We start from the raw sequence: 24,810 nt of genomic DNA, 5'->3' as shown, positions 1-24,810 counted from the left end.
CGGTCAAAGCGATTTAGCCGGTTGGCGGCCTCCCCCGTCCTCTCGGCCGCCACGTCTGGAGCCTCGATGCCCCACCGCCAGCGCAAGCGCCGCCACGCCGACCATCCCGCCGGCCCGTCCCACCCGGCCCCGTCACCCGACCACCCGGCGGTCACCCCGCGCCGCGTACGGGGGACGGCACCGGCGGACGTCCGGCGCCCCCTCCGTCCCGGCGACGCGACGGCCCCCGAGGCGGCGGACCTCAAGGGCGGCCCACGGCCGCTCGCCGAGCCGTCCTCCCTCGGCTCGCGCGGGGAGCGGACCGGTGGACACCGGGGCCTCCTGGCCCTCCGCAGCGCGATCGTGTCGGGAGCTCCCGCCCGGGTGCCGGTCCGGACGGTGGTGACGGCGACCGGGGCGGCGCTCGCGGCGCTGCTCGTGCTCGCCGGTGTGGCCAGAGTGAGCGGGCTGGCGCTGTTCGCGCTGCCGTTCGTGGCCAGCGCCGCCATCGTGGCCCTGGCCCCGGCCGCGCCGTTCGCGCAGCCCCGCAGCGTCGTCCTCGGGCACGCGGGCGCGACCGTGGTGGCTCTGGCCGTGACCGCGGTGGGCGGGCCGTCGATCTGGACGGCGGCCGTCGCCGCGGCGCTCACCACGGCTCCGATGCTGCTGCTGCGCGCCCCGCACCCGCCGGCCGCCGCCACCGCAGCCCTCATCGGCCTCACCGCGCCCGCCCCGTGGTACCTGCTGACCCCGGTGGCCGTGGCCAGCGCCGTCGTGATCGCCAGCGGCGTGCTGCTCGGCCGGCTGCTGCCTGCCCATCGGTACCCGGCCTACTGGCTGTGACGGCTAGACGCGCTCGCGCACGGCCCGGGCGATGGCGAGCTGCACCTCGTTCATCCGGTCGGAGCCGTCCTGGACGTCCCAGATCGTGTTCTGCAGGGCCCGGCCGAGCGTCCACCGGGCCGCCCGCGGCCGCTCCAGCCCGAGCAGGTCCGTCATCAGGTCGAAGCGCCTCAGCACCGCCCGCCGCACGTCTCCTGACGCCACGACCTCGTCCCACCGGTTGTGGAGCGCGGGCATGAGGTCGAACCCGGGGTCGCCGGCGAGCGGCTTCGGGTCGATGGCCAGCCACGGCTCGCGGTCGCCGGCGAGCACGTTGTCGTAGTGCAGGTCCCAGTGGAGCAGCCGGTCGCCCGGCTCGCCCGCCACCTCGGCGACGGCCGCCGCGCAGGTGTCCACCCATTCCCGGTCGCCGTCGCGGCCCAGCCCGTCGACGGTCGCGGGCACCTCGTCCAGCATGCCGCGGGCGATGTCGCCCAGCCGCCGCGTCCCCGGCGGCGCGGGCAGGGCCACCAGCCGCCCGAGCAGCCCCGTCAGGATCCGCAGCGCCTCCATGTCGTCGGGCACGGACGAGAGCGACCGCTCCGCGTCGAGCCGTTCGAGCAGGAGCGTGCCCGTGCTCCGGTCGTCCTCCAGCAGCCGTACGACGCCACGCCCGGCCCAGGCGCGCAGGCCGGGACCCTCGCCGACGTTCTCGTCGGTCACCGGCTGGAGCTTGAGCGCGGCCCGCGTGCCGTCGGCGCGCACCACGGGCAGCACCAGCGAGACCATGCCGTGCCACGGCCCGCCGTCGAGGCCCAGCTGCCACTCCTCCAGGTAGCGTTCGGCCAGCGCGGGCAGCCCCGCCGACCAGGCCCGCCCGGCCTCACCGTCGAGCTGCACGTGCCGCGCGGTCAGCGCCGCCGGCACCACGATCTCCATCGTGGGAGATCTCAGTAGTGCCAGGGGTACGGCGACCAGTCGGGCGCCCGCTTCTCCAGGAACGAGTCGCGCCCCTCGGCCGCCTCGTCCGTCATGTACGCGAGCCGGGTCGCCTCGCCCGCGAAGACCTGCTGCCCCACGAGCCCGTCGTCGATCATGTTGAAGGCGAACTTCAGCATCCGCTGCGCCGTCGGCGACTTGCCGTTGATCTTGCGGGCCCAGTCGAGGGCCGTGGTCTCCAGCTCGGCGTGCGGCACCACGGCGTTGACCATGCCCATCCGGTGCGCGTCGGCCGCCGAGTAGGTGTCGCCGAGGAAGAAGATCTCGCGGGCGAACTTCTGGCCCACCTGCCGGGCCAGGTACGCCGAGCCGAAGCCGCCGTCGAAGCTGGCCACGTCGGCGTCGGTCTGCTTGAAGCGGGCGTGCTCCTCGCTGGCCAGTGTGAGATCGCTCACGACGTGCAGGCTGTGCCCGCCGCCGGCCGCCCAGCCGGGGACCACGCAGATCACGATCTTCGGCATGAACCGGATGAGCCGTTGCACCTCCAGGATGTGCAGGCGGCCCGTGGAGGGGGAGCCGTCGGCGTACTGGTAGCCGTCCTTGCCCCTGATGCGCTGGTCGCCGCCCGAGCAGAACGCCCAGCCGCCGTCCTTGGGCGACGGGCCGTTGCCGGTGAGCAGGACGCAGCCGACGTCGGTGGTCTGCCGGGCGTGGTCGAGCGCGCGGTGGAGCTCGTCGACCGTCTGCGGCCGGAAGGCGTTGCGCACCTCCGGGCGGTTGAACGCGACGCGGACCGTGCCCTGGTCGACCGCCCGGTGGTAGGTGATGTCGGTGAAGTCGAATCCCTCGACCGCCTGCCACGCCTTGGGATCGAACAGCTCGGAGACCATGCGCCAGAGCCTAACCGAACCCCTTCGCGCCGCCCCGATCAGGTGAGCTCGTCAGGTGACCTCGGCTCGCAGCTCCGCCAGCAGCTCACCCTGGTCGGCGAGCATGTCGGTGAGGATGCGCCGGGCGGTGTCGAGGAGCTGGGACAGCTCGGGGGTCGCGAGTGTGTAGACGACCGTGCTGCCCTCGCGGATGGCGCTCACGATCCCGGCCCTGCGCAGCACCGCGAGCTGCTGGGACAGGCTCGACGCCTCGATGTCGATCTGGGCCAGGAGATCCCTTACGGGGAGCGGTCCTTCCTGCAGCAGCTCCAGCACTCGGACGCGAGCGGGGTGGCCGAGAGTGCGGAAGAAGTCGGCCTTGGCCTGGTAGACCTCCACGTGCATAGTGACAGACTAATCCAGTTCACTTGCATAATTCTTCAAGTCGTAACGTTGTTGGCTAGGATGACAGCGGGGACTAGGGAGTTGCCATGGGCCGAGGAAGAGCCAAGGCGAAGCAGACAAAGGTCGCTCGCCAGCTGAAGTACACCAGCCACACCATCGACTACGACCGGCTGCGCGAGGAGCTCGGCGTCGACTCGAGGCGTGACGACTTGCATCCGGTGACGTCGTCCGAGCAGGAGTCCGAGCCCGCCCGTTGAGGCGGGTCCGGGCTGCTCAGTCACGGCGGGTCACGAGGTGTGCGCACGGGCACGGGCCCGCGCGGTGACGCGGGCGTGCCTGGCCGGCGCGAGCGTGACGTCTCTGAGCCGCCTGAACTCCTCGGGCTCGTCCCGGACCGCCGGGTCGTGGTGCACGAGCGGGCTGCCGGGTCCGGCGGGCACCTCGTAGCCGTCCAGTCGTAGCGGGGCGTCGAGCACCCTCGGCGCCTCGTACACCACCGGCCGCCCGCGCCGGGGTCATGTCCGGGTGGCGGTGTGGGCGAGGATGGCGCCGGCCAGTTCCTCGTGCGTCTCGGGCGGAAGGGTGTGCCCCATGCCCTCGACCATGAGCAGCCGCGCCCCGGGGATCCGCTCCGCGATGATCGCGCCGTGCCCCGGCTTGACCGGCTCGTGCGTGCCCTCGACGACCAGCGTCGGTGCCTTCACCTGGTGCAGCACGCCCTCCGGCTCGAAGTCGGGCTTGGCGGCGAAGGCCAGCCGGTGGTTCGCGGCGGCGGCGAGGTCGCGCGCCCGCTCGTGGACGCGCTCCTGGAGCCGCCGCTCGGCGTCCTCGTCGAACGGCAGCGCGGCGCCGTGCAGCACCCGCGCCTCCTCGATCATGCCGTCGATCCGCTCGCGCCGGCCCTCGGGCGGCGGGCTCGCGATCACCTTCCGGTAGTGATCGACGAACCCGGGCCGGGGCGGCGGCAGGCTGCCCTCCGGCTGCGGCTCGCCCATGAGCGCCCGCATGAGCACCTCGCCCTCGTGCCCGCCGAGCGGGGAGGAGCCGATCACGGTGAGCGTCCTGACCCGCTCCGGGTGCCGGACGGCGATGAGCTGGCCGAGCAGCCCGCCCGCCGAATGGCCGACGAGGTGCGCGCTGTCCAGGCCGTACGCGTCCATGACCCGCAGCACGTCGTCCGTGACGTCCTCCCACGTGTACGGGTGCTCGGCGAAGTCGAAGGTGGACGAGCGGCCCGTGTCGCGGTGGTCGTAGCGGATCACCCGCCGGCCGCCGGCCGCGAGCCGGCCCACGAACGCGTCGGGCCACAGGACCCCCTGCGTCATCGAGCCCATGATGAGCAGGATCGGAGTGTGTGCCGGGTCGCCGAACTCCTCGGTGTGGAGCTGGACGCCGTCGATGTCGATCAGGTTCGTTTGCATGCCGCAACTCTGCCTGGCCGGCGCCCGTACGCCTTCCGTAGGACTACTGGGCTTCACAGCAGCCGGGCCAGCTCAGTACGTGAGGTGATGCCGAGCTTCGGATACACCTTGTACAGGTGGTACTCGACGGTGCGCGGGCTGAGGAAGAGCTGGGCGGCCACTTCCTTGCTGGACGCGCCGGCCGCCACCAGCCGCGCGATGCGCAGCTCCTGCGGCGTGAGCGCCGCGAGCGCGTCGCTCTGCGGCCGGGCCGCCGTCTCGCCCGCCGCCCGCAGCTCGCCGTGCGCCCGCCGCGCCCACGGCTCGGCGCCCAGCCGCTGGAACGTCTCCCTCGCTGCCCGCAGGTGCGCCCGCGCCTGTCCGGGCCGTTGGGTCCGGCGCAGCCGCTCGCCGTACAGCAGGGCCGTGCGCGCCCCCTCGAACGGCTCCCCGTGCAGCCGCAGCGCCTCCTCGAACAGCTCGTCGCCGCCCCCGGCCAGGGCGTGGCACCGGGCGAGCAGCGCCCTGGACGCGGGGGTCGTCGCGCCGGCCGCCCACCGCTCCAGCCCCTCGACCGCCTCGCGCGCCGCGTCCGGATCGCCCGCCGCCACGGCCGCCTCCACCCGGTCCGGGGTCGAGCGCCACACCACGGTCGGGTGCCCCGCGCCCGGCCCCGCCCTGGTGATCGACACGAACCGGGCGTGCGCGGCCTCGAACCTGCCGAGCCCGAGATCCAGCATGGCCAGCGCGTACGAGGCGACGGCCGCCCGCAGGCCGACCCGGTGCGGGATCGCGATGGCCAGCGCCTCGGCGGCGTACCGCCGGCAGGTCTCCTCCTCGCCGCGCAGGGCGGCCACGACGGCGAGGTTCGCCAGGTGGGCGCCGACCGAGTTCGTGTAGCCGGCCTCCTGGGCCAGGGCCAGGCCCTCCTCGGCGATGGCGGCGCTCTCCGCCAGCCGGCCCCTGATGCGCTCGGCCGTCGAGACGAACTCCAGCACGACCGGGAGCTGCCCCGCGATGCCCGACATCCTGGCCACGGCGCCCGCCCGGCCGGCCAGCTCGGCCGACACGTCCGCCTCGCCGAGGTAGCTGGCCGCCGCGCACGCCCACAGGAACTCGGCGGCCTCCCGCAGCTCCCCGGTACGGGCCAGCGCCGCCCGCAGCAGCTCCTCGCCGTCGTCGCCGCCGGGGTCGAGCATGGCGCCGATGCCCGCCACGGTGTCGCGCAGGAAGCCTCTGGGGTGGGCCCGTGCCCGGCGCCCCAGCTCCACGATGGCGTCCACGTCGCCCACGTAGCTCGCCGCCTCGGAGGCGTCGGCCAGCGCCTCCAGCGAGTCACCGGCGCCCAGGATGCGCACGGCCTCGGCCGCGTCGCCCCCGTTCAGCTCGAACCGGCCCCGCAACCGCGCGATCTCCCCGACCAGCCCCGCCACCGTCCGCACCCCGCCCTGGGATGCGGGGCGCCCGGTCTCGTCGTACGGGGTGTCGCCGGGGTCCGCGGGATGACCGGGCAGGGTTTCGGCGAGTTCGCGGGCCTCCGCGAGGTGGGTCTCGGCCTGTCCCGGGCGGCCGGCGAGCCAGGCGGCCGTGGCGGCCTCCACCAGGCGCTCGGCCCGGCGGCCGGGGTCGGGGGTGAGCTCGGCGGACCGGGCCAGGGCGGTGGCCGCATCACCGTACCCGCCGCGCGCCCGTGCCCGCCCGGCCGACGCGGCCAGGGCGGCGGCCACCTCCTCGTCCGGCGCCAGGGCGACGGCGGCCAGGTGCCAGGCTCGCCTGTCACCCTCTACCAGCGCCGCGAGGACCGCGTGCGCCTGCCGCAGCCGCGCCGAGCCGGCCCACGCGTGGACCGCCGACCGGACCAGCGGATGCCGGAAACGCACCCGCGTGCCCTCCACCGCCACCAGGCCGGCCGCCTCCGCCTCCACCAACCCGTTCCCGGGCCCGTCCCCGTCCCCGGGCCCGTTCCTGAGGTCGTTCCCGGTGTCCGGGAGGGTGCCGTTCAGACGGGACGAGGCGCGCAGGACGACGTCGAGATCGCTCTCCAGCGAGGCGGCCAGCAGCACCAGGCGGGCCGCCTCGCCCAGCCCCGCCACCTGGTCGCCGAAGAGCTGCTCGCCCCCCGGCAGCGGGTCCGGGAGCGGCGCTCGTCCCGCGAGCTGCCCCACCGTCAGCCGCGCCGCCGTCTCCCTCAGCACGAGCGGGTTGCCGCCCGACAGCGCCACCAGCCGATCCCGTACGACCGGCGCCACCCCGGCGCCGGACCCGAGCGTCACGGCCAACCGCGACCCGAGCAGGTCGCCCGCGCTGGCCGCGTCGAGGCCGCCCACCCGCAGCTCCGGCACCCCTTTCACGGGCATGTCACCCCGGACGGCCAGCAGCATCGCCACGCCCTCGGTGCGCAGCCGCCGGGCCGCGAACAGCAGCGCGTCCGCCGACGCCCGGTCGAGCCACTGCACGTCGTCCACCAGGCACAGCAGCCCGTCCGGTACGGCCGCCTCGGCCAGCAGCGACAGCACCCCGGCCGACACCAGGAACCGGTCCGAGCTGGGCGCGGCCAGACCGAGCGCCCCGGCGACCGCGTCGCGCTGCGGCCCGGGGAGCGCGTCGAGCAGGCCGGTCACGGGCCGCAGGAGCTGGTGCAGCGCGGCGAACGCGAGGTCCGCCTCCGGCTCCACCCCACCGGCCCGCAGCACCCGCATGGCGCCGCCTCCCGAGGAGGCTTCTCCCAGCGAGGCGGCCAGGGACAGGAGGGCGGACTTGCCGACCCCGGCCTCGCCGCGCAGCGCCAGGGCCCCGCCCTCCCCGGCGGCGGCCGAGGCGAGGAGGCCGGTGATCGCGGTGGTCTCCGAGACTCTGCCGTACAGCATGAGAAAGGACTGTATACGGCGATATGTCGGACTCTGAGTCACGCCCGCAGGATCTCGGACCGGGGCGACGGCACGCGGATGAGCGAGGCGTTCTGCCGCCCGTTCAGGGTGGCCAGCATCGGCACCCGGTCGAACAGCCGGAAGACGAACGGCGGCGCGGTCGTCCCCTTGGCCAGCCGGGCCGCCGCCGCGCGCTCGGCGCGCCGCTGGCTCCGCTGCTCCCTGTCCGTCGGCGGGCGGCGGACGGCCTCCACCTCGCGGCAGGCCGCGTCCAGCGCGGCGGCCGGCGAGGCGGGGTCGAGCAGGCAGGGCAGGAGCGCGTTGGCGGTGGCCGCGGCGTCGGCGATGGCGAGGTTGATGCCGTTCCCTCCCACCGGGGAGATCACGTGGGCGGCGTCGCCGATGAGCAGCAGCCCCGGGCGGTACCAGGTGTCGACCGTGGTGATCCGCACCGGGAGCAGCGTGAGCTGGTTGACGTCGGTCAGCGAGAAGAGCCGGTCGCGCAGCCACGGCAGCTCCCGCGTGAACGCCTCCACGACGGCCCCGACGCCCCTCTCCCGGACGCGGCCGTGGCCGCCCGCGGCGATCAGGTAGCCGAGCTGCCAGCTCGTGTCCTGGTTCAGCACGGCCAGCAGGGCGCCGGGGGCGGTGACCAGTTGCAGGCCCGACACGGGCGGGTCGTCCGGCGTCCTCGGCACCGCGTACCAGAGCACGTCGAGGCCGGCGCCCAGCTCGGTCGCCGTGAAGCCGCCGAGGCCGCGCAGCTTCGAGTTGCGGCCGTCGGCGGCCACCACCACGCGGGCCCGCAGCTCGCGCGTGACGCCGCCCTCCGCGTACGCGACCCCGTTCACCCGGCCGCCGTCCCCGTCGCGCAGGAGCCGGCCGACACGGGCCCCCATCCGCAGCTCGAACCCGGGATAGGCGGCGGCCTTCTCCGCCATGAACGGGAGGAACCGGGCCTGGGGGATGAGGGCGTAGTAGGGGTGGCGGCGGCTGGCGCGGCGGTAGTCGGCCAGGATGTAGGCGCGGCCCCCGGCCCGCCAGACGAACTCCCCGGCCACGGTGTGGGGCAGCGTCTCCAGCATCTCGTCGGCCAGCCCGAGCGTGTGCAGGTAGTCGAGAACCGCGGGCGCGATCGAGTCGCCGCGGAAGCGGCGGTTGAAGTCGCCGTGCGACTCCAGCAGCGTCACCCGCGCCCCGCCGCGCGCCAGCAGGTACGCGAGCACGACGCCCCCCGGCCCGCCTCCGACGACGACACAGCCGGTGTCGTACGCCTCGTCGGCCCGGGGCCGCCCACCGCCATGGTCTGTGGTCATGGCCACCTCCTGCCCCGCCTTCGGCGGCCATGAGGCGCCCGGTTGCACCCCGGCCGGACGGGTCAGGTGGCGGCGCAGGTGTCGTGGGTGGCGTCGAAGCCCGCGATCGCCTCCGTGTCGTCCGGCGGCAGCGGCTTCAGACCCTTCCAGTCGTCGCCGATGACGAGGATCAGCCGGCTCGTCCTGGCCTTGGGGACGGAGCGCGGCGTCACGGCCGGCAGGTCCTTGCTCAGCGTGGGGACACTGGTCTCGCCGCTCGGCGAGTAGAAGACCGAGGTCTTCGGGTACGGCTTGCGGGCCGTGTCACCGACCTTGGTGATGTGGTAGCCGCGCTGTTCGAGGGCGGCGGCGACCTGGGTGCCGAGGCCGCCGCGGTACGTGCCGTTGCGCAGCTCGATCTGGACCTTGGAGCGGGCCACCTTGGTCTGGCCGCCCTTGACACCCTCCGGGCTGCGGTCCTTGGCCACGATCTGGAACAGCCTGGCGGCCTGCGGCTGCACCCATTCGACCCGGCCGGGCTGGGTCAGCGAGTAGTGCCAGGGCGTGGTGATGAAGCGGATCTTCCCGGCGTTCAGCCCCTGGAGGTTGCTCGCCAGATCCTTCATCACGGACGGGGTGAGGCCGGGGTCGGTGGTGACGGCCTTGGTGCCCGCGTCGAGGAACCCGAGCAGCTTGGCCGGGTCGGTCAGGGTCTGGCCGCTCATCACCTTCTTGACCATCGAGGCGATGAACATCTGCTGCCGCTGGATCCGGCCGATGTCGGAGCCGTCGCCGAGGCTGTAGCGGGCGCGCACGTAGCCGAGCGCCTGCTCGCCGTCGAGGCTCTGGCGCCCGGCGGGCAGGTGGAGCAGGGCCTTCTTGTCGTTCACGGCCTGGGGCAGGCACACCTCGACGCCCCCGATGGCGTCCACCATGCCCTTGAACCCCGTGAAGTCCACCTTGACGAAGTGGTCGATGTGGATGCCGGTGAGCGACTCGACGGTCCGCCACGTGCAGGCGATGCCGCCGGAGTTGAACGACTCGTTGATCATGCCGAGGTGGGCCTGCTGGCCGGGCAGGCCGCCCTTGGCGCGGCAGGCGGGGAGCTGGACCAGCGAGTCGCGGGGGAAGCTGACGACCATCGCGTTGTTCCGGTCGGACGACAGATGGGCGAGCATGATGGTGTCGGTGCGCTCGCCGGCGACGCGGCCGTACTTGGCGTTCTTGCCGTTGCGCTGGTCGGAGCCGACGATCAGCACGTTGAGCGCCGTGCCCGCGACCTTGGGCGGCCGGGTCGGGCCGAGGTCCTCGGAGCTCACGTCGGTGTGCTTGACGTTGCCGGTCAGCCGGGCGTACACGGCGACCGCGCCGCCCGCGATCAGGAGGACGACCGTGACGGCGACCACCAGGACCCACCGCGTCCAGCGTCGCCGGCCGCGCCGGGACGTGCCGGTCGGGGGGGACGGCGGCGCGTCGACAAGCCCGCTGCTCACATGACTCCCAAAGACGGGGCCGAGGGGGACCGCCCGTGGCCAGAGCCTGGTGGCGCAGATGTTCGGCCGGTTGAACCACGCCGAGTGTACTTATCTCGCGTATGGGTGACGTAAGGATGGCGAAATATCCGGTTGGCCGGGCTTGATGGTCAGTCCGGCAGCGGCACCCGGAGCGACAGGGCGCCGCGCAGGTCCAGCCAGGCGCTGCCGGGGCCGCGCACCACCCGCAGCACGACCTCCTCGCACCCCGGGCAGCGGCCCACCAGTCCCGGCTCGGGGCCGTACACGTGCAGCGCGGCGATCGGCCCCGCCAGGCCGCAGCTCGCGCACCGGCCGGTCGCCGCGGTGACGTCCACGGCGAACAGCTCGGCCAGCGGGCCGGCCAGCGCGTTCCCGTCGAGGTGTTCAGCGGTCATGCCTGTCCCCTGATGGTCCGGTCAGCCTGGTGTGAGGCCGAAGTGTCTGGTGTCCGGTCAGCCCCCGGTGGGGCCGAAGCGTTCGGTGCGGACGCGCTCGGGGGCGTGGCCGAGCGCGAGCAGCAGGTCGGCGGCGGCCTCCACGAACCCCGTCGGGCCGCACACGTAGCAGTCGGGCTCGAAGGAGGAGGGCCAGCCGCCCTCGGCGAGGTCGTCCAGCATGACGCGCCCGGCCGGCCGGGGCCAGGGGACGGGCGTGGAGCGCGTGTAGAGGAAGGTCACGTCGACGCCGGGCTCGGGCCGGCGCAGCTCCTCGGCGTAGTAGCGGCTGCCGGGCCCGCGCAGCGAGTACAGCAGCCGGAACGGCACGCGGCTGCCCACACGGCGGCGCTCGCGGAGCATCGCCATCAGCGGCACGATGCCGGACCCGCCGGCGACGAGCAGCACCGGCGCGGCGCTCTCCGGCCGCCACACGAACCACCCGCCGACCGGCCCGCGCAGCTCCACCTCGTCGCCGATCTCCATGATCTCGGTCAGGTACGGCGAGACCTCCCCGCCGGGCACGCTCTCGACGGTCAGCTCGACCGTCTCACCGTCGGAGGGCCCGGCCAGGGAGTAGCTGCGCTGCGTGCTGTAACCGTCGTCGGCCGTCAGCCGCACGTCCACGTGCTGGCCCGCGAGGTGGCCGGACCAGCCGGGCACCTCGAAGCGCAGCGTGCGGGCGCTGGGCGTCTCGTCGCGGACCTCGGTCAGCCGGGCGGGCCGCCAGCTCACGCGGCGGGTCGCCGGCCGCCCCACTAGTCGCCCTCGTAGCGCTGCTCGCGCCACGGGTCACCGTAGTTGTGGTAGCCGGCCGTCTCCCAGAAGCCGGGCCAGTCCTCGTTCACCAGCCGGATGCCGCGCACCCACTTGGCCGACTTCCAGAAGTACAGGTGAGGCACCAGCAGCCGGGCCGGACCGCCGTGGACGGGCGCCAGCTCCTCGCCGTCGAAGGTGTGGACGATCCACGCCTTGCCGTCGAGCAGGTCCTCGACCGGCAGGTTGGTGGTGTAACCGCCGTACGAGTGGACCAGCGCGTACTCGGCGGCGCTCTCCACGTTCTCGAAGAGCACGTCGAGCGAGACGCCCTCCCACTGGGTGCCGAGCTTGGTCCACCTGGTGACGCAGTGGATGTCGACGGTCGGCCGCTCGCCGGGCAGCGCCATGAGCTCCTGCCACGACCAGCGGTGGGTCTCGCCGGCCTCGGTGTCGATGGTGAACTCCCACCGGTCGAGCGGCACCCGCGGCGTCGGCCCGGCCGACAGCACGGGGAAGTCCTCGACGAGGTACTGGCCGGGCGGCAGCCGGTCGCCGCCCTCTCTGGGGCGGCCGCGAAAGCCGCGCGAGACGATGGCCACGGGGCCTCCTTCAGTGACACCTGTCCCGCCATTCCATCACGGCACCATTCCATGATCCCCATGGGGCACGTAGCCTGGCAGGAGGGGCCGTCGTCATCCGGGGAGCCGCATCTTGAGCGACCGCAAGCCGTACGGAGTGAACTTCGAGTCGTGGATCGACCGGCAGATCCGCGAGGCGGAGGAGCGGGGCGAGTTCGACGACCTGCCGGGCAAGGGCAAGCCGCTGCCCGACCTCGACAAGCCGCACGACGACATGTGGTGGATCAAGCAGAAGCTGCGCAGCGAGGGCCTGTCCATGCCGCTGCCGCCGACCCTCGCCCTGCGCAAGGACGCCGAGGAGGCGCTGGCCGAGGCGCGCGCAGCCCGCTCCGAGCGCGAGGCGCGGCAGATCGTCGAGGAGATCAACGCGAGGATCCGCGAGGCCATCCGCACCGGCCTGTCCGGCCCGCCGCTCAACCTGCTGCCGTTCGACGTGGAGCGCGTCGTCGCGGAGTGGCGCGCGTCCCACTGAACGCGCGTCCCACCGAACGCGCGTCCCACCGAACGCGCGTCCCACTGAACGCGTCTCCCACCGAACGCGTCTCCCGCTGTGCGCGTTGTGTATGGACCCGCCGGGGGACGGCGCTCACAATCAGGCCATGAGCGATGGTGCCGTTACTGATGGGGGCACGGGCGGGCACGTGGGCGCGCGGGCGCCGCGCCGGGAGGACGCCCGGCTGCTGACCGGCCGGGCCAGGTACGCCGGCAACGTGCGGCTGCCCGGGACGGCCCACGCCGTCGTCGTGCGCAGCCCCGTCGCGCACGGGCGGCTGACCGGGTGCGACGCCAAGGCCGCGTGGACGGTCGAGGGCGTGCTCGACGTCATCACGCCCGCCGACGCCGTCGACGTGCGGCTGCCGTGCGTGACGCTCGCCGCCGGGCAGCGCGACACCTCCTACCCGGTCCTGGAGGAGACCATCCGGTACGTGGGCCAGCCGCTCGCCGTGGTCGTCGCCGAGACGCCCGAGGCCGCCGCCGACGCCGCCGCGCTGCTGGACCTCGACGTGCACGAGCTGCCCCCGGTCGTCGGCGTGGAGCGGGCGATGGAGCCGGACGCCCCTCTCCTCCACCCCGACTGGGGCTCCAACGTGCTCACCGACTCGGTCCTCGGCGACGCGGACTGCGAGGAGGCCATCGCCGGCGCCGAGCACGTGGTGGAGCTGGCCTTCCGGTACGGCAGGGCGTCGCCGTACCCGATGGAGCCGCGCGCGCTCGTCGCCACGTTCATCGACGGGGAGCTGACGATCCGCACCTCGACGCAGGCGCCGCACCACGTGCGCGACCACGCCGCCGACGCGCTCGGGCTCACCCACGACCGGGTGCGCGTCGTCAGCGGCGACACCGGCGGCGGGTTCGGCGGCAAGGAGCACATCTACCCCGACGAGACGCTGGTCTGCCTGGCCGCGATGCGTCTGGGCGGCCGGCCCGTGCGCTGGACGGAGTCGCCCGGCGACCGGCTGGTCGCCACCCTGCCCGCCCGGGCCGCCGTCCACCGGGCGCGGCTGGCGCTGGACGCCGACGGCCGGTTCGTGGCGCTGCACGCCGACGTCGTCGGCGACCTCGGGGCGCACCCGTCGAACGTCGGCATCTCGCCGTTCGCGGTGACCGCCATCATGCTGCCCGGCCCGTACCGCTTCCTCCGGGCAGGGGTACGGCTGCGCGGCGTCGTCACGACGACCACGCCGACCGGCTCGTACCGGGGCTTCGGCCAGCCGGAGGCGACGTACACGCGGGAGCGGCTGATCGACGAGGCGGCGCGGCGGCTCGGGCTCGACCCGGTGGAGCTGCGCCTGCGCAACCTGCTGGGGCCGGAGGAGCTGCCGTGCGTGACGCGGATCTGGCAGCCGTACGACTCGGGCGACTACCCGCGCGCCCTGCGCATGCTCAGGGACATGGTCAGGGTGTTCCCCGGCGGCGACGGACGCCGGCGGGGCGTCGGGTTCTCGTGCCACGTGGAGGCGACCGGGCTGGGGCCGTCGCAGGACATGAAGGCCGCGGGGCAGCAGGTCGGCGGGTACGAGATCGCGGTGCTGCGCATGGAGCCGGACGCCTCGGTCGTCGTCGCCTCCGGCGTGGCCGCGATCGGGCAGGGCATCGAGACGACGCTGGCCCAGCTCGCCGCCGACCGGATGGGCGTCGATCCCGGCCGGGTCCGGGTGGTGCTGGGCGACACCGCGGCGACGCCCTACTCGCCGATCGGCTCCATCGCCAGCCGGGCGCTCGCCGTCGGCGGGGGAGCGCTGGTCCAGGCCGCGGCCCGGCTGCGCGACAAGATCCTGACCATCGCCGCGCACCGGCTGGAGGCCGCGCCGGAGGACCTGCAGATCACCGACGGGGCCGTACGGGTGAAGGGCGACCCGCGCGCCTCGCTGACGCTGCGGGAGGTCGCCACGTCGGCGTGGCGCGGCTGGGACCTGCCCGAGGGCGCGTCGCCCGGCCTGGAGGAGCGGGCCGTCTACGACCCGGCCGCCTACACCTACGCCTACGGCGCCCACGCCGCGGCCGTCGCCGTGGACCCGGAGACCGGGGCGGTCGAGGTGGAGGGCTACTGGGCGGTCAACGACGCCGGCGTGCTGGTGAACCCGGCGATCGTCGAGGGCCAGCTCAGCGGTGGCATCGCGCAGGGCATCGGCATGGCCCTGACCGAGGAGGTCGTCCACACCGCCGACGGCCAGCCGGTCATCGACTACCTGCTGCCCACGACCAGGGAGGTGCCCGCGATCGAGCTGGCGACGCTGGTGACGCCCTCGCCCATCACGCCCGGGGGCATGAAGGGCGTCGGCGAGGCCGGCACCATCGGGCCGCCCGCCGCCATCGGCAACGCGGTCGCCGCCGCCCTGCCGGAGGTCGCCGGCGAGATCACGGTCACGCCGCTGACGCCCGAGCGGTTGTGGAGGCTGCTGACGCATGCCCGCACGCCCACCGGGTAGCCGTAGCCGAATGGACTTCGCGGACTGGTTCCTCACCCAGGACGAACGCGACAACCCGGCCACCCGGCTGGGTGCCTGGACGACGGGCAACCTGGTGCGCCCCCTCATCCACGGGGCCACCTACTTCGCCGAGCTCAAGACGTGCCTGGACAGCGTGCGGGCGCACGATCTGGTGCTGTTCGCCGACTGGCGCGGCGACCCAGACGAGCGGCTCACCGACGGCGGACCGCAGATCTCCGAGGCGCTGTCGGGGGCGGCCGCCAGGGGAGCGCTGGTCAACGGGCTGATCTGGCGCTCGCACCTGGACGCGCTGCGCTTCAGCGCCGAGGAGAACCGGCACCTCGGCGAGAAGATCGAGGCGGCCGGCGGTCAGGCGGTGCTGGACACCCGGGTACGGCCCGGCGGCGCGCACCACCAGAAGTTCGTCGTCATCCGGCGACGCGACGACCCTGACCACGATGTGACGTTCGTCGGCGGCGTGGACCTGTGTCACAGCCGCCGCGACGACGCCGCCCACCACGGCGACCCGCAGGCTGCGCCCATGCCCGGCGTGTACGGCGACAGCCCGCCGTGGCACGACGTGCAGGTGGCGATCCACGGGCCCGCGGTCGCGGAGGTGGAGACCGTGTTCCGCGAGCGGTGGGAGGACCCGGCCCCGGAGACGCGGCAGCCGTTCAGGAGGCTGCGCGACCATCTGGAGCGGATGGACGACGTGCCCGCGCTGCCGCCGCCGGGCCCGGCTCCCGGACCGGCGGGGACGCACGCCGTGCAGCTGCTGCGGACCTACCCCTACCGGCGCCGCCCGTACCCGTTCGCCCCGCGCGGCGAGCGGAGCGTGGCCCGCGCCTACCAGAAGGTCCTGCGCAGGGCCCGCTCGCTCGTGTACCTGGAGGACCAGTACCTGTGGTCCACCGAGGTGATCGAGCCGTTCGCGGAGGCGCTGGAGCGCGAGGAAGAACTCCGCATGATCATCGTGGTGCCGCGCCATCCCGACCAGGACGGCTGGCTGGCCGGCCCGGCCAGCCTCATCGGCCGCAGCGAGGCGCTGCGCCGGCTGAAGCAGGCGGGCGGCGACCGCGTCGCGGTGTACGACCTGGAGAACCACGCGGGCACCCCGGTCTACGTCCACGCCAAGGTGTGCGTGGTGGACGACGTGTGGGCGTCGGTCGGGTCCGACAACGTCAACCTGCGGTCGTGGACGTACGACTCGGAGCTGAGCTGCGCGGTCGTGGACGAGGAGCCCGACCCGCGCCCGCCCGCCGGTGGCCGCCGGTTCGCCCGGGAGCTGCGGCTCACGCTGGCCGCCGAGCACCTGGACCGCGACCCGGACGACGTGGACGACCTGTGCGACCCGAAGGCGGCCTTCGAGGCGTTGGCGGAGTCGGCGCGGCGCCTGGACGCCTGGCACCGGGACGGGCGTCGGGGCCCGCGTCCGCCCGGCCGCCTGCGGCCGCACCCGGCTCCGGAGCTGGGGCGGGTGCGCAAGCTGCTGGCCATGCCGCTGTACCGGGTCGCGGTCGACCCGGACGGCCGCCCCTCGGACATGCGCCGCTCCCGCCGCTTCTGACCGCCTCGTCCGTCAGGCGGGACGGGCGGACGCGGCGCTTTCCAGGACGGCCTGGAGCTGCGCTGGCTCGGAGGTGCCTCCGGCGGCGAGGACGACGCCGTGGCGGTCCGTGACGACCGCGTACGGCGGCCACGGGATGTCGTTGCGCTCGTACACGTCCGGGTCCACCACCCGGGGCAGCCCGTCCAGCCCGTCGGCCCCGTCCTTGGGCGCCGCGGTGACCAGGACGACCTCCATCCGGGCGGCCATGGCCACGAAGTGGGGGAGCATCGTGGTGCACAGCCCGCACCCGGGCGAGACCAGCGCGTACAGGACCTGGTCCGAGGCCCGCTCCGGCGCCCCTTCCAGCGCGAACGGCGTGCCGGGCCGCGGCCCGTGCTCGGTCCGGCCCGTGGTGTAGGTACGACCGGACGTATCGGTACGCCCGCCGGACGAGCCGTGACGTCCGGCGCCGGGCAGCAGGATCGGGAGCACGAACGCGAGCCCGAGCAGCGCGGCGGCCACCGCCACCTGAGCCGGCGCGAACGGCGACGGACCCGCCGCGACCGCCATGAGCGCCAGCGCCAGGAGCACCCCCGTCCGCACCATCGTCCCGGGCCCGACCAGGTCGCGGCCGCCGAAGCAGCCGCAGCCGACCCGCAGGCCGCGCCGCAGCACCGAGCCCATCGCCGCGAGGAACACCGCGAACAGCAGCGCCGCGACCACGGCCCCCAGCCGGCGGAGGCCCGGCGCCAGCAGCAGCGCCGCGGCCGCCACCTCGACGGCCAGCACGGTCACCGCCGCGGGCAGGGCCAGCGGGGCGGGCAGCACCCGGTAGCCGTCGATGGTCGCCGCGAACCCGCGCACGTCGCGGACCTTGCCGAGGGCCGCCCCCAGCAGCACCGCCGCCACCGCCAGGTACGCGGACGCGAGGACGATCACGGCACCCCCTGGTAGGCGGACGCCTGCAACTCGTAGAGGTCGGCGTAGAGCCCGTCGCGCGCCATCAGCTCCTCGTGTGTGCCGTGCTCGGCCACGCGCCCGCGGTCGAGCACGTAGACCCGGTCGGCGTAGCGGACGCTGGCCAGCCGGTGGGTGATGAGCACGATCGTACGGCCGTCGGCGTGCTTCCTGATCCGCTCGAACAGGGCGTGCTCGGCCCGCGCGTCCAGCGCCGAGGTGGGCTCGTCGAAGATGACCAGCGCCGCGTCGCGGTAGAAGCCGCGCGCCACGGCGATGCGCTGCCACTGCCCGCCCGACAGGTCGTGCCCCCCGCGGAAGCGGCGGTCGAGCAGGGCGTCGTACCCGTCCGGCAGCGCGGCCACCACCTCGTGCGCGCCCGACGCCTCCGCGGCGGCGGCCAGCCGGTGCTCGTCCACGGGCTCGCCCATGATGATGTTCTCCCGGACGGTGAGCGGCCAGCGCGTGTGGTCCTGGGCGATCACGGAGACGTGCCGGCGCAGCGCGTCGGCGTCGAGCGTGCCGAGGTCGGCGCCGTCCCAGCGGATCGCGCCCTGGTCCGGCCGGTAGAGCCCGGCCAGGAGCTTGGCCAGCGTGGTCTTGCCCGAGCCGTTCTCGCCGACGAGGGCGACGACCTCGCCGCGGTTCACGGTCACGCTGACGCCCGACAGCGCGGGGCGGTCGGCTCCCGGGTAGGTGAAGGTCACGTCGTCGGCGGTCAGCCGGCGGAACGGCGCGGGCGGGAGCGTGCCGTCCGTGCGGGCGACGCGATCCTCGGCCAGCTCGCGGAAGGCCAGGTAGTCGCCGAAGTACAGGCCGGCCTCGTACAGCCGGTTCATGGCCTGGACCAGGCCCGTCAGCGAGCCCTGGCCGGTCCTGACGGCGAGCACCGCCGCCCCGGCCACCGCCAGCGGGACGATCCCGGCCGCGAGCAGCCCGCCGAGGGCCGCGTACACGCCGGCCGTGGCGACCCCGGTCAGCAGGTCGCCGGCCGCCTTGGCGGCGGTCCGCCGGCGGGCCACGTCGAGCTGCACCTCCTGCTCCAGGTCCGCCACCTTGGCGTACTGGCCGAGCAGGAAGTCGCGCAGCCCGTAGGCCCGGACCTCGGCGGCGGGTAACCGCTCGGCCATCAGGTCGGACAGCATGAACTTGCGCCGCCGCGCGGCGGAGAGCCGGTAGAACCCCTGGTAGCCGAGGCGGGCGGCGCGTACGGCCGCCCAGCCGGCGGGCACGGCCGTGACCAGCAGCAGCGGCATGAGGACCGGGTGCAGCAGGCCGAGCGCGGCGGCGGAGGCCAGCACGCCGACGGCGGCGGTGAGCACGGCGATGGCCGTCTCGACCACGGTCGCGCTGTCGGGCACGCCGCTGTCGCGGGCGCGCCGCATCCCGTTGTGGAAGTCGTGGTCGTCGAACGCGGTGAGGTCGACGCGGGTGGTCAGCTCGAAGAGCCTGGTCTCCGCGAGCCGTTCGACCAGCGGCTTCAGCCGGGCCTGCGCCCAGCCCGCGCCCGTCAGCAGCGCGCCGCGCAGCCCGGCCGCGGCGGCGACGAGCACCAGTGAGGGCAGCGCGGCCCGCACCCGCTCGGGGGTTGGCCCGGCGGCGAACAGGGAGGCGAGCACGTCGGAGGTCGCCACCAGGCCGAAGACCGTGAACACGCCGGCCGCGAGGCTGCCCGCCACGGCCACCGCCGTGTCCCGGCGGCTCGCCTGCCAGGCCAGCCGCAGCGCGGCGGCGACGAGCGAGGGGAGGCGGCGGGCGATGGTGCCGAGCGTCGTGGTCAGGAGGTGCTCGTCGTGGCTCTCCCAGTAGGCGACCACCAGCCCGGACCTGTCGTCCGGGACGTCGGGCCCCCGCCTGCGCCACAGCCTCACGCGGGGAGGCCCTCTCGTGACAGCCGGCACGGCGGAGTTCCCCGAATCACGGAGTCAATCTAAGTGACCATCGCGGCAGTGTAAAGGACGAAGTAAATGCCTTTTTGGCAATCCGCGATGCCTCTGGACATGCGTCCGGATATCTGCCCATAATGCGACCGTTTGTGCGTCGCCTTGGTCGTGAACGCGATTCTCGACGGCGCACAGGGCACGGGAAAAGGCGCTTACCAGCGTCATCCCGAGGCTCAGATCCCTACAGCGGCCGTCCATCGACGGCCAAGGAAGGAGCCCCCATGTCCGTGCTGGCCCTTGAGCCCCGCGACGCAGGCGTCATCGAGTTCGAAGACCTCATGGTCGACTTCGAAGGTGAGCTGGGCAAGCTGCTCCACGGCCCCCAGGCCTGCGTCAACACCTGCAAGCGTACGGTCTGCAGCAGCTTTCCCTGCTGCCCGTCCATCGTGTAGCTCCATCCGGTAACCCGCTCGCGGCCACGCGGGGACGCGTGGCCGTGCAAAGCGCTGTGGAAAGGCCATCGGCGCAGTTCCGGTGGCCTTTCCTTTCATCGGCATAAGCGCTCCGCGATCGAAGGGTCACGATGGACGTAAATGTGCGCGACCGCCTTACCCGATTTGCCGATTCGTATGGTAGGGAAATCTACGAGGACGACACGTGGATCAGCGTTCACGACCCTGAGGCGGAAACCCCGGTCCAAGGCTGGAAGCTCCACGTCTCGGCACGTCCCGGAACCCTCGCCGACACCCTCGACCGGGCCCTGCCCGTCCTCGCCGCCGCCGGGTGCGCCTTCAAGGTGGCCCGCTCGGCACACACGCTCATGGAGCTCAACTCGGGCGACCTCGACCCCGGCGCCGTGGGCAAGGCCATGACGGTCTACCCGGCGCAGAACGCGGTGGTGGAGATCGGGCACGCCCTCGCGAGCGCGCTCGCCGGGATGGCCGCGCCGCGCATCGTCAGCGACCGGCGGATCCGCAGCGACGCGCCGGTCTACTACCGGTACGCGCCCTTCGCCCCGCAGTACCGCGTGGACGACAACGGGGACTTCGAGCTGGTGGTGGTCGGGCCGGACGGGGAGCGGCTGCCGGGGGCGGCGGGCCCGGAGTACTCCTGCCCGCCGTGGGCCACCGACCCGTTCCGGCCCGGCGACTCCTCACCCGCGGGGGAGGCCGGTTCCGGCTCGTCCGCCGCGCAGGCCGGTTCCGGGGGCAGGCTGATCGGCGGGCGATACCGCGTGACCTCCGGCGTCGTGCGCGGCCCCCGGGGCAACGTCTACCGGGCCACCGACGCGGCCGGCCGGCCCGTCGTGGTCAAGGAGGCCCGCGCGTACGTCGGCGAGAACACCCAGGGCTGGGACCTGCGGATGTACCTGCGCAACGAGCTGCGCGTCCTCCAGGCACTCAAGGGCGTGCCCGGCGTGCCCGAGCCGATCGACCACTTCCGCCACGGCGACGACGAGTTCCTCGTCATGACCGACGCGGGCAGCCGCGACCTCAACCGGTTCGTGGCCGAGAACGGCCTGTTCACCGACCGGCCCGCCGGGGCCGGGCCATGGGACCGCGACCTCGGCGCGCTGGCCGCGCGCCTGCTGGAGGTGCTGGACGCCGTGCACGCGCGCGGGGTGGTGGTCCGGGACCTGTCGCCCAAGAACGTCGTGCTGGGCGAGGACGGCCGCTGCACGCTCATCGACTTCGGCAACAGCCGGTACGACGGCCTCCAGCTCCCGGGCTGGAGCCGCGGCTACAGCGTGCCCGACCAGCACACCGACCGGGAGTCCGGGCCCGCCGACGACTACTTCTCGCTCGGCGCCACCCTGTTCTTCGCCACCACCGGCATGAACCCCGTCATGATCGACCCCGACCCGGTCCGCAACCTGGAGCGCACGCTGATGTGCCTCGCGCGGATGTCCCCCGGCACTCCGGGGGGCGTGCGCGGCCTGCTGCCGTCGCTGCTCAGCCTGGACGCGGAGGAGCGCACCGAGGCCGCCGCGGCGCTGAGGTCGGGCCTGGGCGGGGCGTCCGCGTTCCCCGCCCGGACGCGGCCCGTGCCGCCGAGGCTGACCGGAGACCTGCTGGCGAGCGTCCTCGACCACACGACCCGCGAATGCGTCGCCTTCGCCGAGCGCCTCATGGACGCCCCCGAGGACGCGCGCCGGGCGAGCCCGCCGGTCACGAACGTCTACGGCGGCTGCGCCGGCGTCGGCATGGAGCTGCTGCACCACCCTGAGGCCAAGGCCGTCGCCGCCGACCTGGCCCGCTGGACGGCCCGCGTCATGCCGCCCGCCGTGCTTCCTCCGTCCCTGTACTTCGGCCGCACCGGGACGGCGCTGTTCCTGACCGCCGCCCGGCTGACCGCCGTGCCGGAGCTGGCCGTGCCCGAGCCGGTCACGCTCGACGGCCCCCAGCGCGCCGACCAGGCGCACGGCGTCGCCGGCATCGGAGCCGGCCACCTGGCGCTGGCCGCGATCGGCGACGACCCCCGGCATCTGGAGGTCGCCGCGGAGTGCGCCAGGCGCCTGCTCGCGGGGGAGGTCACCGCGCCGGAGGAGGACGTGCCGCCGCCGCCCGGGTCGGGGGTGGCCGTGGATGCCGCGTTCGCCCACGGCGAGGCCGGCTGCGCGGACTTCCTGCTCTCCTACCACGAGGTCACCGGCGACCCGGCGGCCGGCGAGGCGGCCAGGGAGCGGTTCGCGGGCCTGGCCGTACGGGCCGAGGCCATGCTGGCCGAGCTGGCGGGGCCGGAGGCGCGGCCGATGGGCGCGTCCTGGTGCCAGGGCGTGTCGGGCATCGCCAGCGCGCTGGCGCACGCCGCGGCGGCGTACGGCGACGACGCCTACCTGGCGCTGGCCGAACGGGGCGCGCTGGCCGGGCTGACGGTCGCCCCGCAGGCGTGGGTGGTCTCGCAGTGCTGCGGCCTGGCCGGCATGGGCGAGGCGCTGATCGACCTGGCCCTGGTCACGGGCGACGACCGCCACTGGCGCGGGGCGGAGCAGATCGCCGAGCTCATGCTGGTGCGCGCCGGGGGAGAGCCGGAGCGGCCGGTGTTCCCGGGCAACGACCTGGACAAGGCCGGGTACACCTGGGCCACGGGGACCGCCGGGGTGCTGTCGTTCCTGCGCCGGCTGGACCGCCGCTCGGGCACGCGCCTGTGGACGGCCGCCTGGCGCCTGCCCGGGTAGGGGCCAGGCGGCCTACGCCCTGGTCGCGTGGTACAGGCCGTTGACGGCCAGGGCGTAGCCGTACACGCCGAAGCCGACCACGATGCCGCGCGCGACCGGCGACAGGTACGAGTGGTGCCGGAACTCCTCGCGCCGGTGGACGTTCGAGATGTGCACCTCCACCACGGGCAGCTCGGCGCCCTCGATGGCGTCGTGCAGCGCGACCGAGGTGTGGGTGTAGGCGCCGGCGTTGAGGACGGCGCCGATGCACCGGCCCGCCTTGACCTCCGCGCCGGCCTCCTGGATCCAGTCGACCAGCTGCCCCTCGTGGTTGGACTGCCGGAAGACCGCGTCGAGGCCGAGCTTGCCGGCCTCCTGCCGGCACAGCTCCTCCACGTCGGCGAGCGTGGCCGAGCCGTAGATCTCCGGCCTGCGAGTGCCGAGGAGGTTGAGGTTGGGGCCGTTGAGAATCAGAACCGAGGTCACAGCGGGAGACTAACCCGAGGGGTGAACCGGTGGGGCGAGGGGCGCGTACCTGGGAACGAGCCCGGACTCCCGAACCCACCGATCCCCGAGGAGCGAGCATGCCCCAGAAGCGCGTCGTGGCCGTCCTGGCCGTGCTGGGTGTCCAGCTCGTCGCCGGATGCGCAGCCGCCTCCCAGGCCCAGCCCGCCCCGCCCGCCGCGATGGCCGGGGCGGCGACGCAGGACGGCCACGCGGAGGCCGACGTCTCGTTCTCGCAGGAGATGATCACGCACCACCGGCTGACGATCCGGCTGGCCGAGCTGGCGCCGGACCGCAGCGACACGGCGTACGTGCGCGACCTCGCCGGGAAGCTGGTCGCCGCCGAGCAGAAGGACATCACGCAGATGACGTCGTGGCTGCGCTCGTGGAAGGCCGAGGTGCCGGACGAGAGCCACGCCGGTCATGACATGCCGGGTATGGAGTCGGGCACGAACATGGCCGGGATGGTGTCGGCCGACGACCTGGCGGCGCTGAAGAAGCTGTCCGGGCCCGCGTTCGACCGGGCGTGGCTGAAGGCGCTGGCCGACCACCTGGACGCCGGCGTGAAGATGGCCGAGGTGGCGCAGGCCCTCGGCAAGCACGCGCCCACGGTCACGCTCGCTCGCAGGCTCGTCGAGGAGCAGCGCGAGGAGGTCGCCGCCATCAGGCAGCACCTCGCCTGACCGGAAGGGTCGCGGGGGTGGCAGATCTTGCCGCCCGCTCGACTGAGCCGCAGGTCAGCACCATGCCCGCCACCTGTCAGGTGGCGCAATCCGGCCGTTATCCCATCTTCCCTACCTGATTGATAGGTTAAACGGGAAATGAGGAGCGAGCCGGGAGGAGAGGCATGGACCGGCCGGTGGCCGCACCCGACACCCGACGACGCCGCGCCGACCGCGCCAGGCAGGTGGCCGACCTGCTGCGCCGGCAGATCGTGCACGGCAACCTGCCACGCGGCCGGCTCCCCCTGGAAGGGGTGCTGGCCCGCGAGTTCGGCATCTCGCGCAACACCGTGCGCGAGGCCCTGGACCTGCTGCGCGAGGAGGGCCTGGTCGAGCGCTGCCCCGGCGTGGGCACGACCGTCGCGGCCGAGAAGTACCCGCACGGCCTGCACCAGCTCCTCGGCCTGGCCGAGACCCTGCACGAGCACGGCGAGGTGACCAACGCGGTCCGCACGATGAGTCTCATCGAGCCGCCCGCCCCCGTCAGCCACCGGCTCGGCCTGCCGCCCGGCGAGCAGGTCGTCTACCTGGAGCGGCTGCGCAGCCTCAACGGCCTGCCGCTCTCCCTCGACCTGACCTACCTCGTACGGGACGTGGGCGAGCCGCTGTTCGACGCCGACCTCGTCCACAACGACATCTTCGTGCTGCTCGAACAGGTCGCCGGGCAGCCCCTCGGCATGGCGGAGCTGACCGTCGAGGCGGTCAACGCCGACACCCACACCGCCGCCACCCTCGGCGCCCCGCGCGGGGCCGCCCTGCTCATGGTGGAGCGGCTCACCCACCTGTCCGACGGCCGCCCGGTGGACCTGGAGTTCGTCCGGTTCCGGGGCGACCGGCTGACCATGCGCGGCCATCTGCGCCGCGAGCACCACATCCCCCCGGGCGTCCCCCCAGGCGCCCTCCCGGGCATCCCATCGGGCATCCCATCAGGCATCCCATCAGGCGAGGAGTGACAGGCATGGCCCTGGTCAACCAGCGGGTCGAGGTCCCCGTGACCGTCGACGAGGCGCTCTGCATCGACGGCTGCACGCTCTGCGTCGAGGCGTGTCCGCTCGACTCGCTCGCGATCAGCGACGAGACCGGCAAGGCGTACATGCACGTGGACGAGTGCTGGTACTGCGGCCCCTGCGCCGCTCGCTGCCCCGTGGACGCCATCACCATCGACATCCCCTACCTGCTGCGATGAA

24 protein-coding genes are annotated in these 24,810 nt (G+C 74.2%); 10 read left to right on the top strand and 14 right to left on the bottom strand.

Annotated features, from left to right (window positions below; translation table 11 throughout):
- Positions 1–66 precede the first annotated feature (66 nt).
- Positions 67–822, top strand: coding sequence for an HPP family protein (locus ABZS51_RS10850; RefSeq protein WP_355438572.1), 756 nt, complete (start codon positions 67–69; stop codon positions 820–822).
- A gap of 3 nt (positions 823–825) precedes the next feature.
- On the opposite strand, the gene ABZS51_RS10845 is transcribed toward ABZS51_RS10850, so the two are convergent.
- The 3 genes from ABZS51_RS10845 to ABZS51_RS10835 are packed head-to-tail and all read right to left on the bottom strand — an operon-like array spanning position 826 to position 3,014.
- Positions 826–1,740 carry an aminoglycoside phosphotransferase family protein gene (locus tag ABZS51_RS10845; RefSeq protein ID WP_355438570.1) on the bottom strand — a complete coding sequence of 305 codons (915 nt, stop codon included), beginning with the start codon at positions 1,738–1,740 and terminating at the stop codon, positions 826–828.
- Positions 1,741–1,751: 11 nt separating this feature from the next.
- Complete coding sequence (locus ABZS51_RS10840) at positions 1,752–2,630, bottom strand: 1,4-dihydroxy-2-naphthoyl-CoA synthase (RefSeq protein WP_355438568.1); 879 nt, start codon at positions 2,628–2,630, stop codon at positions 1,752–1,754.
- A 51-nt stretch (positions 2,631–2,681) separates the two neighbouring features.
- On the bottom strand, positions 2,682–3,014 hold the full coding sequence (locus ABZS51_RS10835) for a metalloregulator ArsR/SmtB family transcription factor (RefSeq protein ID WP_310707872.1): 333 nt from the start codon (positions 3,012–3,014) through the stop codon (positions 2,682–2,684).
- A gap of 86 nt (positions 3,015–3,100) precedes the next feature.
- On the opposite strand from ABZS51_RS10835, the gene ABZS51_RS10830 reads away from it, so the two are divergent.
- Positions 3,101–3,271 carry a DUF3073 domain-containing protein gene (locus ABZS51_RS10830; RefSeq protein ID WP_310707873.1) on the top strand — a complete coding sequence of 57 codons (171 nt, stop codon included), beginning with the start codon at positions 3,101–3,103 and terminating at the stop codon, positions 3,269–3,271.
- Positions 3,272–3,301: 30 nt separating this feature from the next.
- On the opposite strand, the gene ABZS51_RS10825 is transcribed toward ABZS51_RS10830, so the two are convergent.
- From ABZS51_RS10825 to ABZS51_RS10790, 8 genes are all read right to left on the bottom strand, one after another.
- Complete coding sequence (locus tag ABZS51_RS10825) at positions 3,302–3,490, bottom strand: hypothetical protein (protein ID WP_355438566.1); 189 nt, start codon at positions 3,488–3,490, stop codon at positions 3,302–3,304.
- Positions 3,491–3,529: 39 nt separating this feature from the next.
- Positions 3,530–4,435, bottom strand: a complete 906-nt coding sequence (locus tag ABZS51_RS10820) for an alpha/beta fold hydrolase (RefSeq protein WP_355438564.1) — start codon at positions 4,433–4,435, stop codon at positions 3,530–3,532.
- Between the two features lie 53 nt (positions 4,436–4,488).
- Positions 4,489–7,281: a LuxR C-terminal-related transcriptional regulator gene (locus ABZS51_RS10815; RefSeq protein ID WP_355438562.1), complete on the bottom strand. Its 2,793-nt coding sequence runs from the start codon at positions 7,279–7,281 to the stop codon at positions 4,489–4,491.
- Positions 7,282–7,319: 38 nt separating this feature from the next.
- On the bottom strand, positions 7,320–8,597 hold the full coding sequence (locus ABZS51_RS10810; RefSeq protein ID WP_355438560.1) for an FAD-dependent monooxygenase: 1,278 nt from the start codon (positions 8,595–8,597) through the stop codon (positions 7,320–7,322).
- 62 nt (positions 8,598–8,659) lie between these two features.
- Positions 8,660–10,069 carry an LCP family protein gene (locus ABZS51_RS10805; RefSeq protein ID WP_355438558.1) on the bottom strand — a complete coding sequence of 470 codons (1,410 nt, stop codon included), beginning with the start codon at positions 10,067–10,069 and terminating at the stop codon, positions 8,660–8,662.
- Between the two features lie 149 nt (positions 10,070–10,218).
- Positions 10,219–10,485 (bottom strand): DUF6510 family protein, encoded by a 267-nt coding sequence (locus ABZS51_RS10800; protein WP_310707880.1) that lies wholly within the window; start codon positions 10,483–10,485, stop codon positions 10,219–10,221.
- Between the two features lie 57 nt (positions 10,486–10,542).
- Entirely contained in the window at positions 10,543–11,259 is a 717-nt protein-coding gene (locus ABZS51_RS10795; protein WP_355438556.1) for a ferredoxin reductase, read from the bottom strand.
- A gap of 23 nt (positions 11,260–11,282) precedes the next feature.
- Entirely contained in the window at positions 11,283–11,882 is a 600-nt protein-coding gene (locus ABZS51_RS10790; RefSeq protein ID WP_355438554.1) for a sulfite oxidase-like oxidoreductase, read from the bottom strand.
- A gap of 112 nt (positions 11,883–11,994) precedes the next feature.
- Here ABZS51_RS10790 and ABZS51_RS10785 point away from each other — a divergent pair, with 112 nt between their 5' ends.
- The 3 genes from ABZS51_RS10785 to ABZS51_RS10775 all read left to right on the top strand — a co-directional run bounded on the left by ABZS51_RS10785 (position 11,995) and on the right by ABZS51_RS10775 (position 16,418).
- Positions 11,995–12,393, top strand: coding sequence for a DUF1992 domain-containing protein (locus ABZS51_RS10785; RefSeq protein ID WP_355438552.1), 399 nt, complete (start codon positions 11,995–11,997; stop codon positions 12,391–12,393).
- A gap of 127 nt (positions 12,394–12,520) precedes the next feature.
- Positions 12,521–14,851 carry a xanthine dehydrogenase family protein molybdopterin-binding subunit gene (locus ABZS51_RS10780; protein ID WP_355438550.1) on the top strand — a complete coding sequence of 777 codons (2,331 nt, stop codon included), beginning with the start codon at positions 12,521–12,523 and terminating at the stop codon, positions 14,849–14,851.
- 10 nt (positions 14,852–14,861) lie between these two features.
- Positions 14,862–16,418 carry a phospholipase D-like domain-containing protein gene (locus ABZS51_RS10775; RefSeq protein WP_355438548.1) on the top strand — a complete coding sequence of 519 codons (1,557 nt, stop codon included), beginning with the start codon at positions 14,862–14,864 and terminating at the stop codon, positions 16,416–16,418.
- A 12-nt stretch (positions 16,419–16,430) separates the two neighbouring features.
- On the opposite strand, the gene ABZS51_RS10770 is transcribed toward ABZS51_RS10775, so the two are convergent.
- Complete coding sequence (locus tag ABZS51_RS10770; RefSeq protein WP_355438546.1) at positions 16,431–17,339, bottom strand: MauE/DoxX family redox-associated membrane protein; 909 nt, start codon at positions 17,337–17,339, stop codon at positions 16,431–16,433.
- Entirely contained in the window at positions 17,336–19,228 is a 1,893-nt protein-coding gene (locus tag ABZS51_RS10765) for an ABC transporter ATP-binding protein (RefSeq protein WP_355438544.1), read from the bottom strand. The genes ABZS51_RS10770 and ABZS51_RS10765 overlap by 4 nt, the downstream gene beginning before the upstream one ends.
- A 293-nt stretch (positions 19,229–19,521) precedes the next feature.
- Here ABZS51_RS10765 and ABZS51_RS10760 point away from each other — a divergent pair, with 293 nt between their 5' ends.
- Entirely contained in the window at positions 19,522–19,692 is a 171-nt protein-coding gene (locus ABZS51_RS10760; protein ID WP_310707888.1) for a hypothetical protein, read from the top strand.
- Between the two features lie 143 nt (positions 19,693–19,835).
- Positions 19,836–22,418, top strand: a complete 2,583-nt coding sequence (gene lanL, locus ABZS51_RS10755) for a class IV lanthionine synthetase LanL (RefSeq protein WP_355438542.1) — start codon at positions 19,836–19,838, stop codon at positions 22,416–22,418.
- 12 nt (positions 22,419–22,430) lie between these two features.
- On the opposite strand, the gene aroQ is transcribed toward lanL, so the two are convergent.
- The gene (aroQ, locus tag ABZS51_RS10750) at positions 22,431–22,883 is read right to left on the bottom strand and encodes a type II 3-dehydroquinate dehydratase (RefSeq protein ID WP_355438540.1); all 453 of its coding nucleotides are present in this window, start codon (positions 22,881–22,883) and stop codon (positions 22,431–22,433) included.
- 98 nt (positions 22,884–22,981) lie between these two features.
- Between aroQ and ABZS51_RS10745 the strand changes: the two genes are divergently transcribed.
- The 3 genes from ABZS51_RS10745 (at position 22,982) to ABZS51_RS10735 (ending at position 24,809) form a co-directional block, all read left to right on the top strand.
- Complete coding sequence (locus ABZS51_RS10745) at positions 22,982–23,584, top strand: DUF305 domain-containing protein (protein WP_355438538.1); 603 nt, start codon at positions 22,982–22,984, stop codon at positions 23,582–23,584.
- Positions 23,585–23,748: 164 nt separating this feature from the next.
- Positions 23,749–24,576 (top strand): GntR family transcriptional regulator, encoded by an 828-nt coding sequence (locus ABZS51_RS10740; protein ID WP_355438536.1) that lies wholly within the window; start codon positions 23,749–23,751, stop codon positions 24,574–24,576.
- Between the two features lie 5 nt (positions 24,577–24,581).
- On the top strand, positions 24,582–24,809 hold the full coding sequence (locus ABZS51_RS10735; RefSeq protein WP_310707893.1) for a 4Fe-4S dicluster domain-containing protein: 228 nt from the start codon (positions 24,582–24,584) through the stop codon (positions 24,807–24,809).
- The last annotated feature ends 1 nt before the right edge of the window (position 24,810 follow it).

The organism is Nonomuraea sp. NPDC005501 (genome assembly GCF_040605905.1).
In the GTDB taxonomy this organism is placed as follows: Bacteria; Actinomycetota; Actinomycetes; order Streptosporangiales; family Streptosporangiaceae; genus Nonomuraea.
This window is presented reverse-complemented; position numbering and strand designations above follow the sequence as displayed.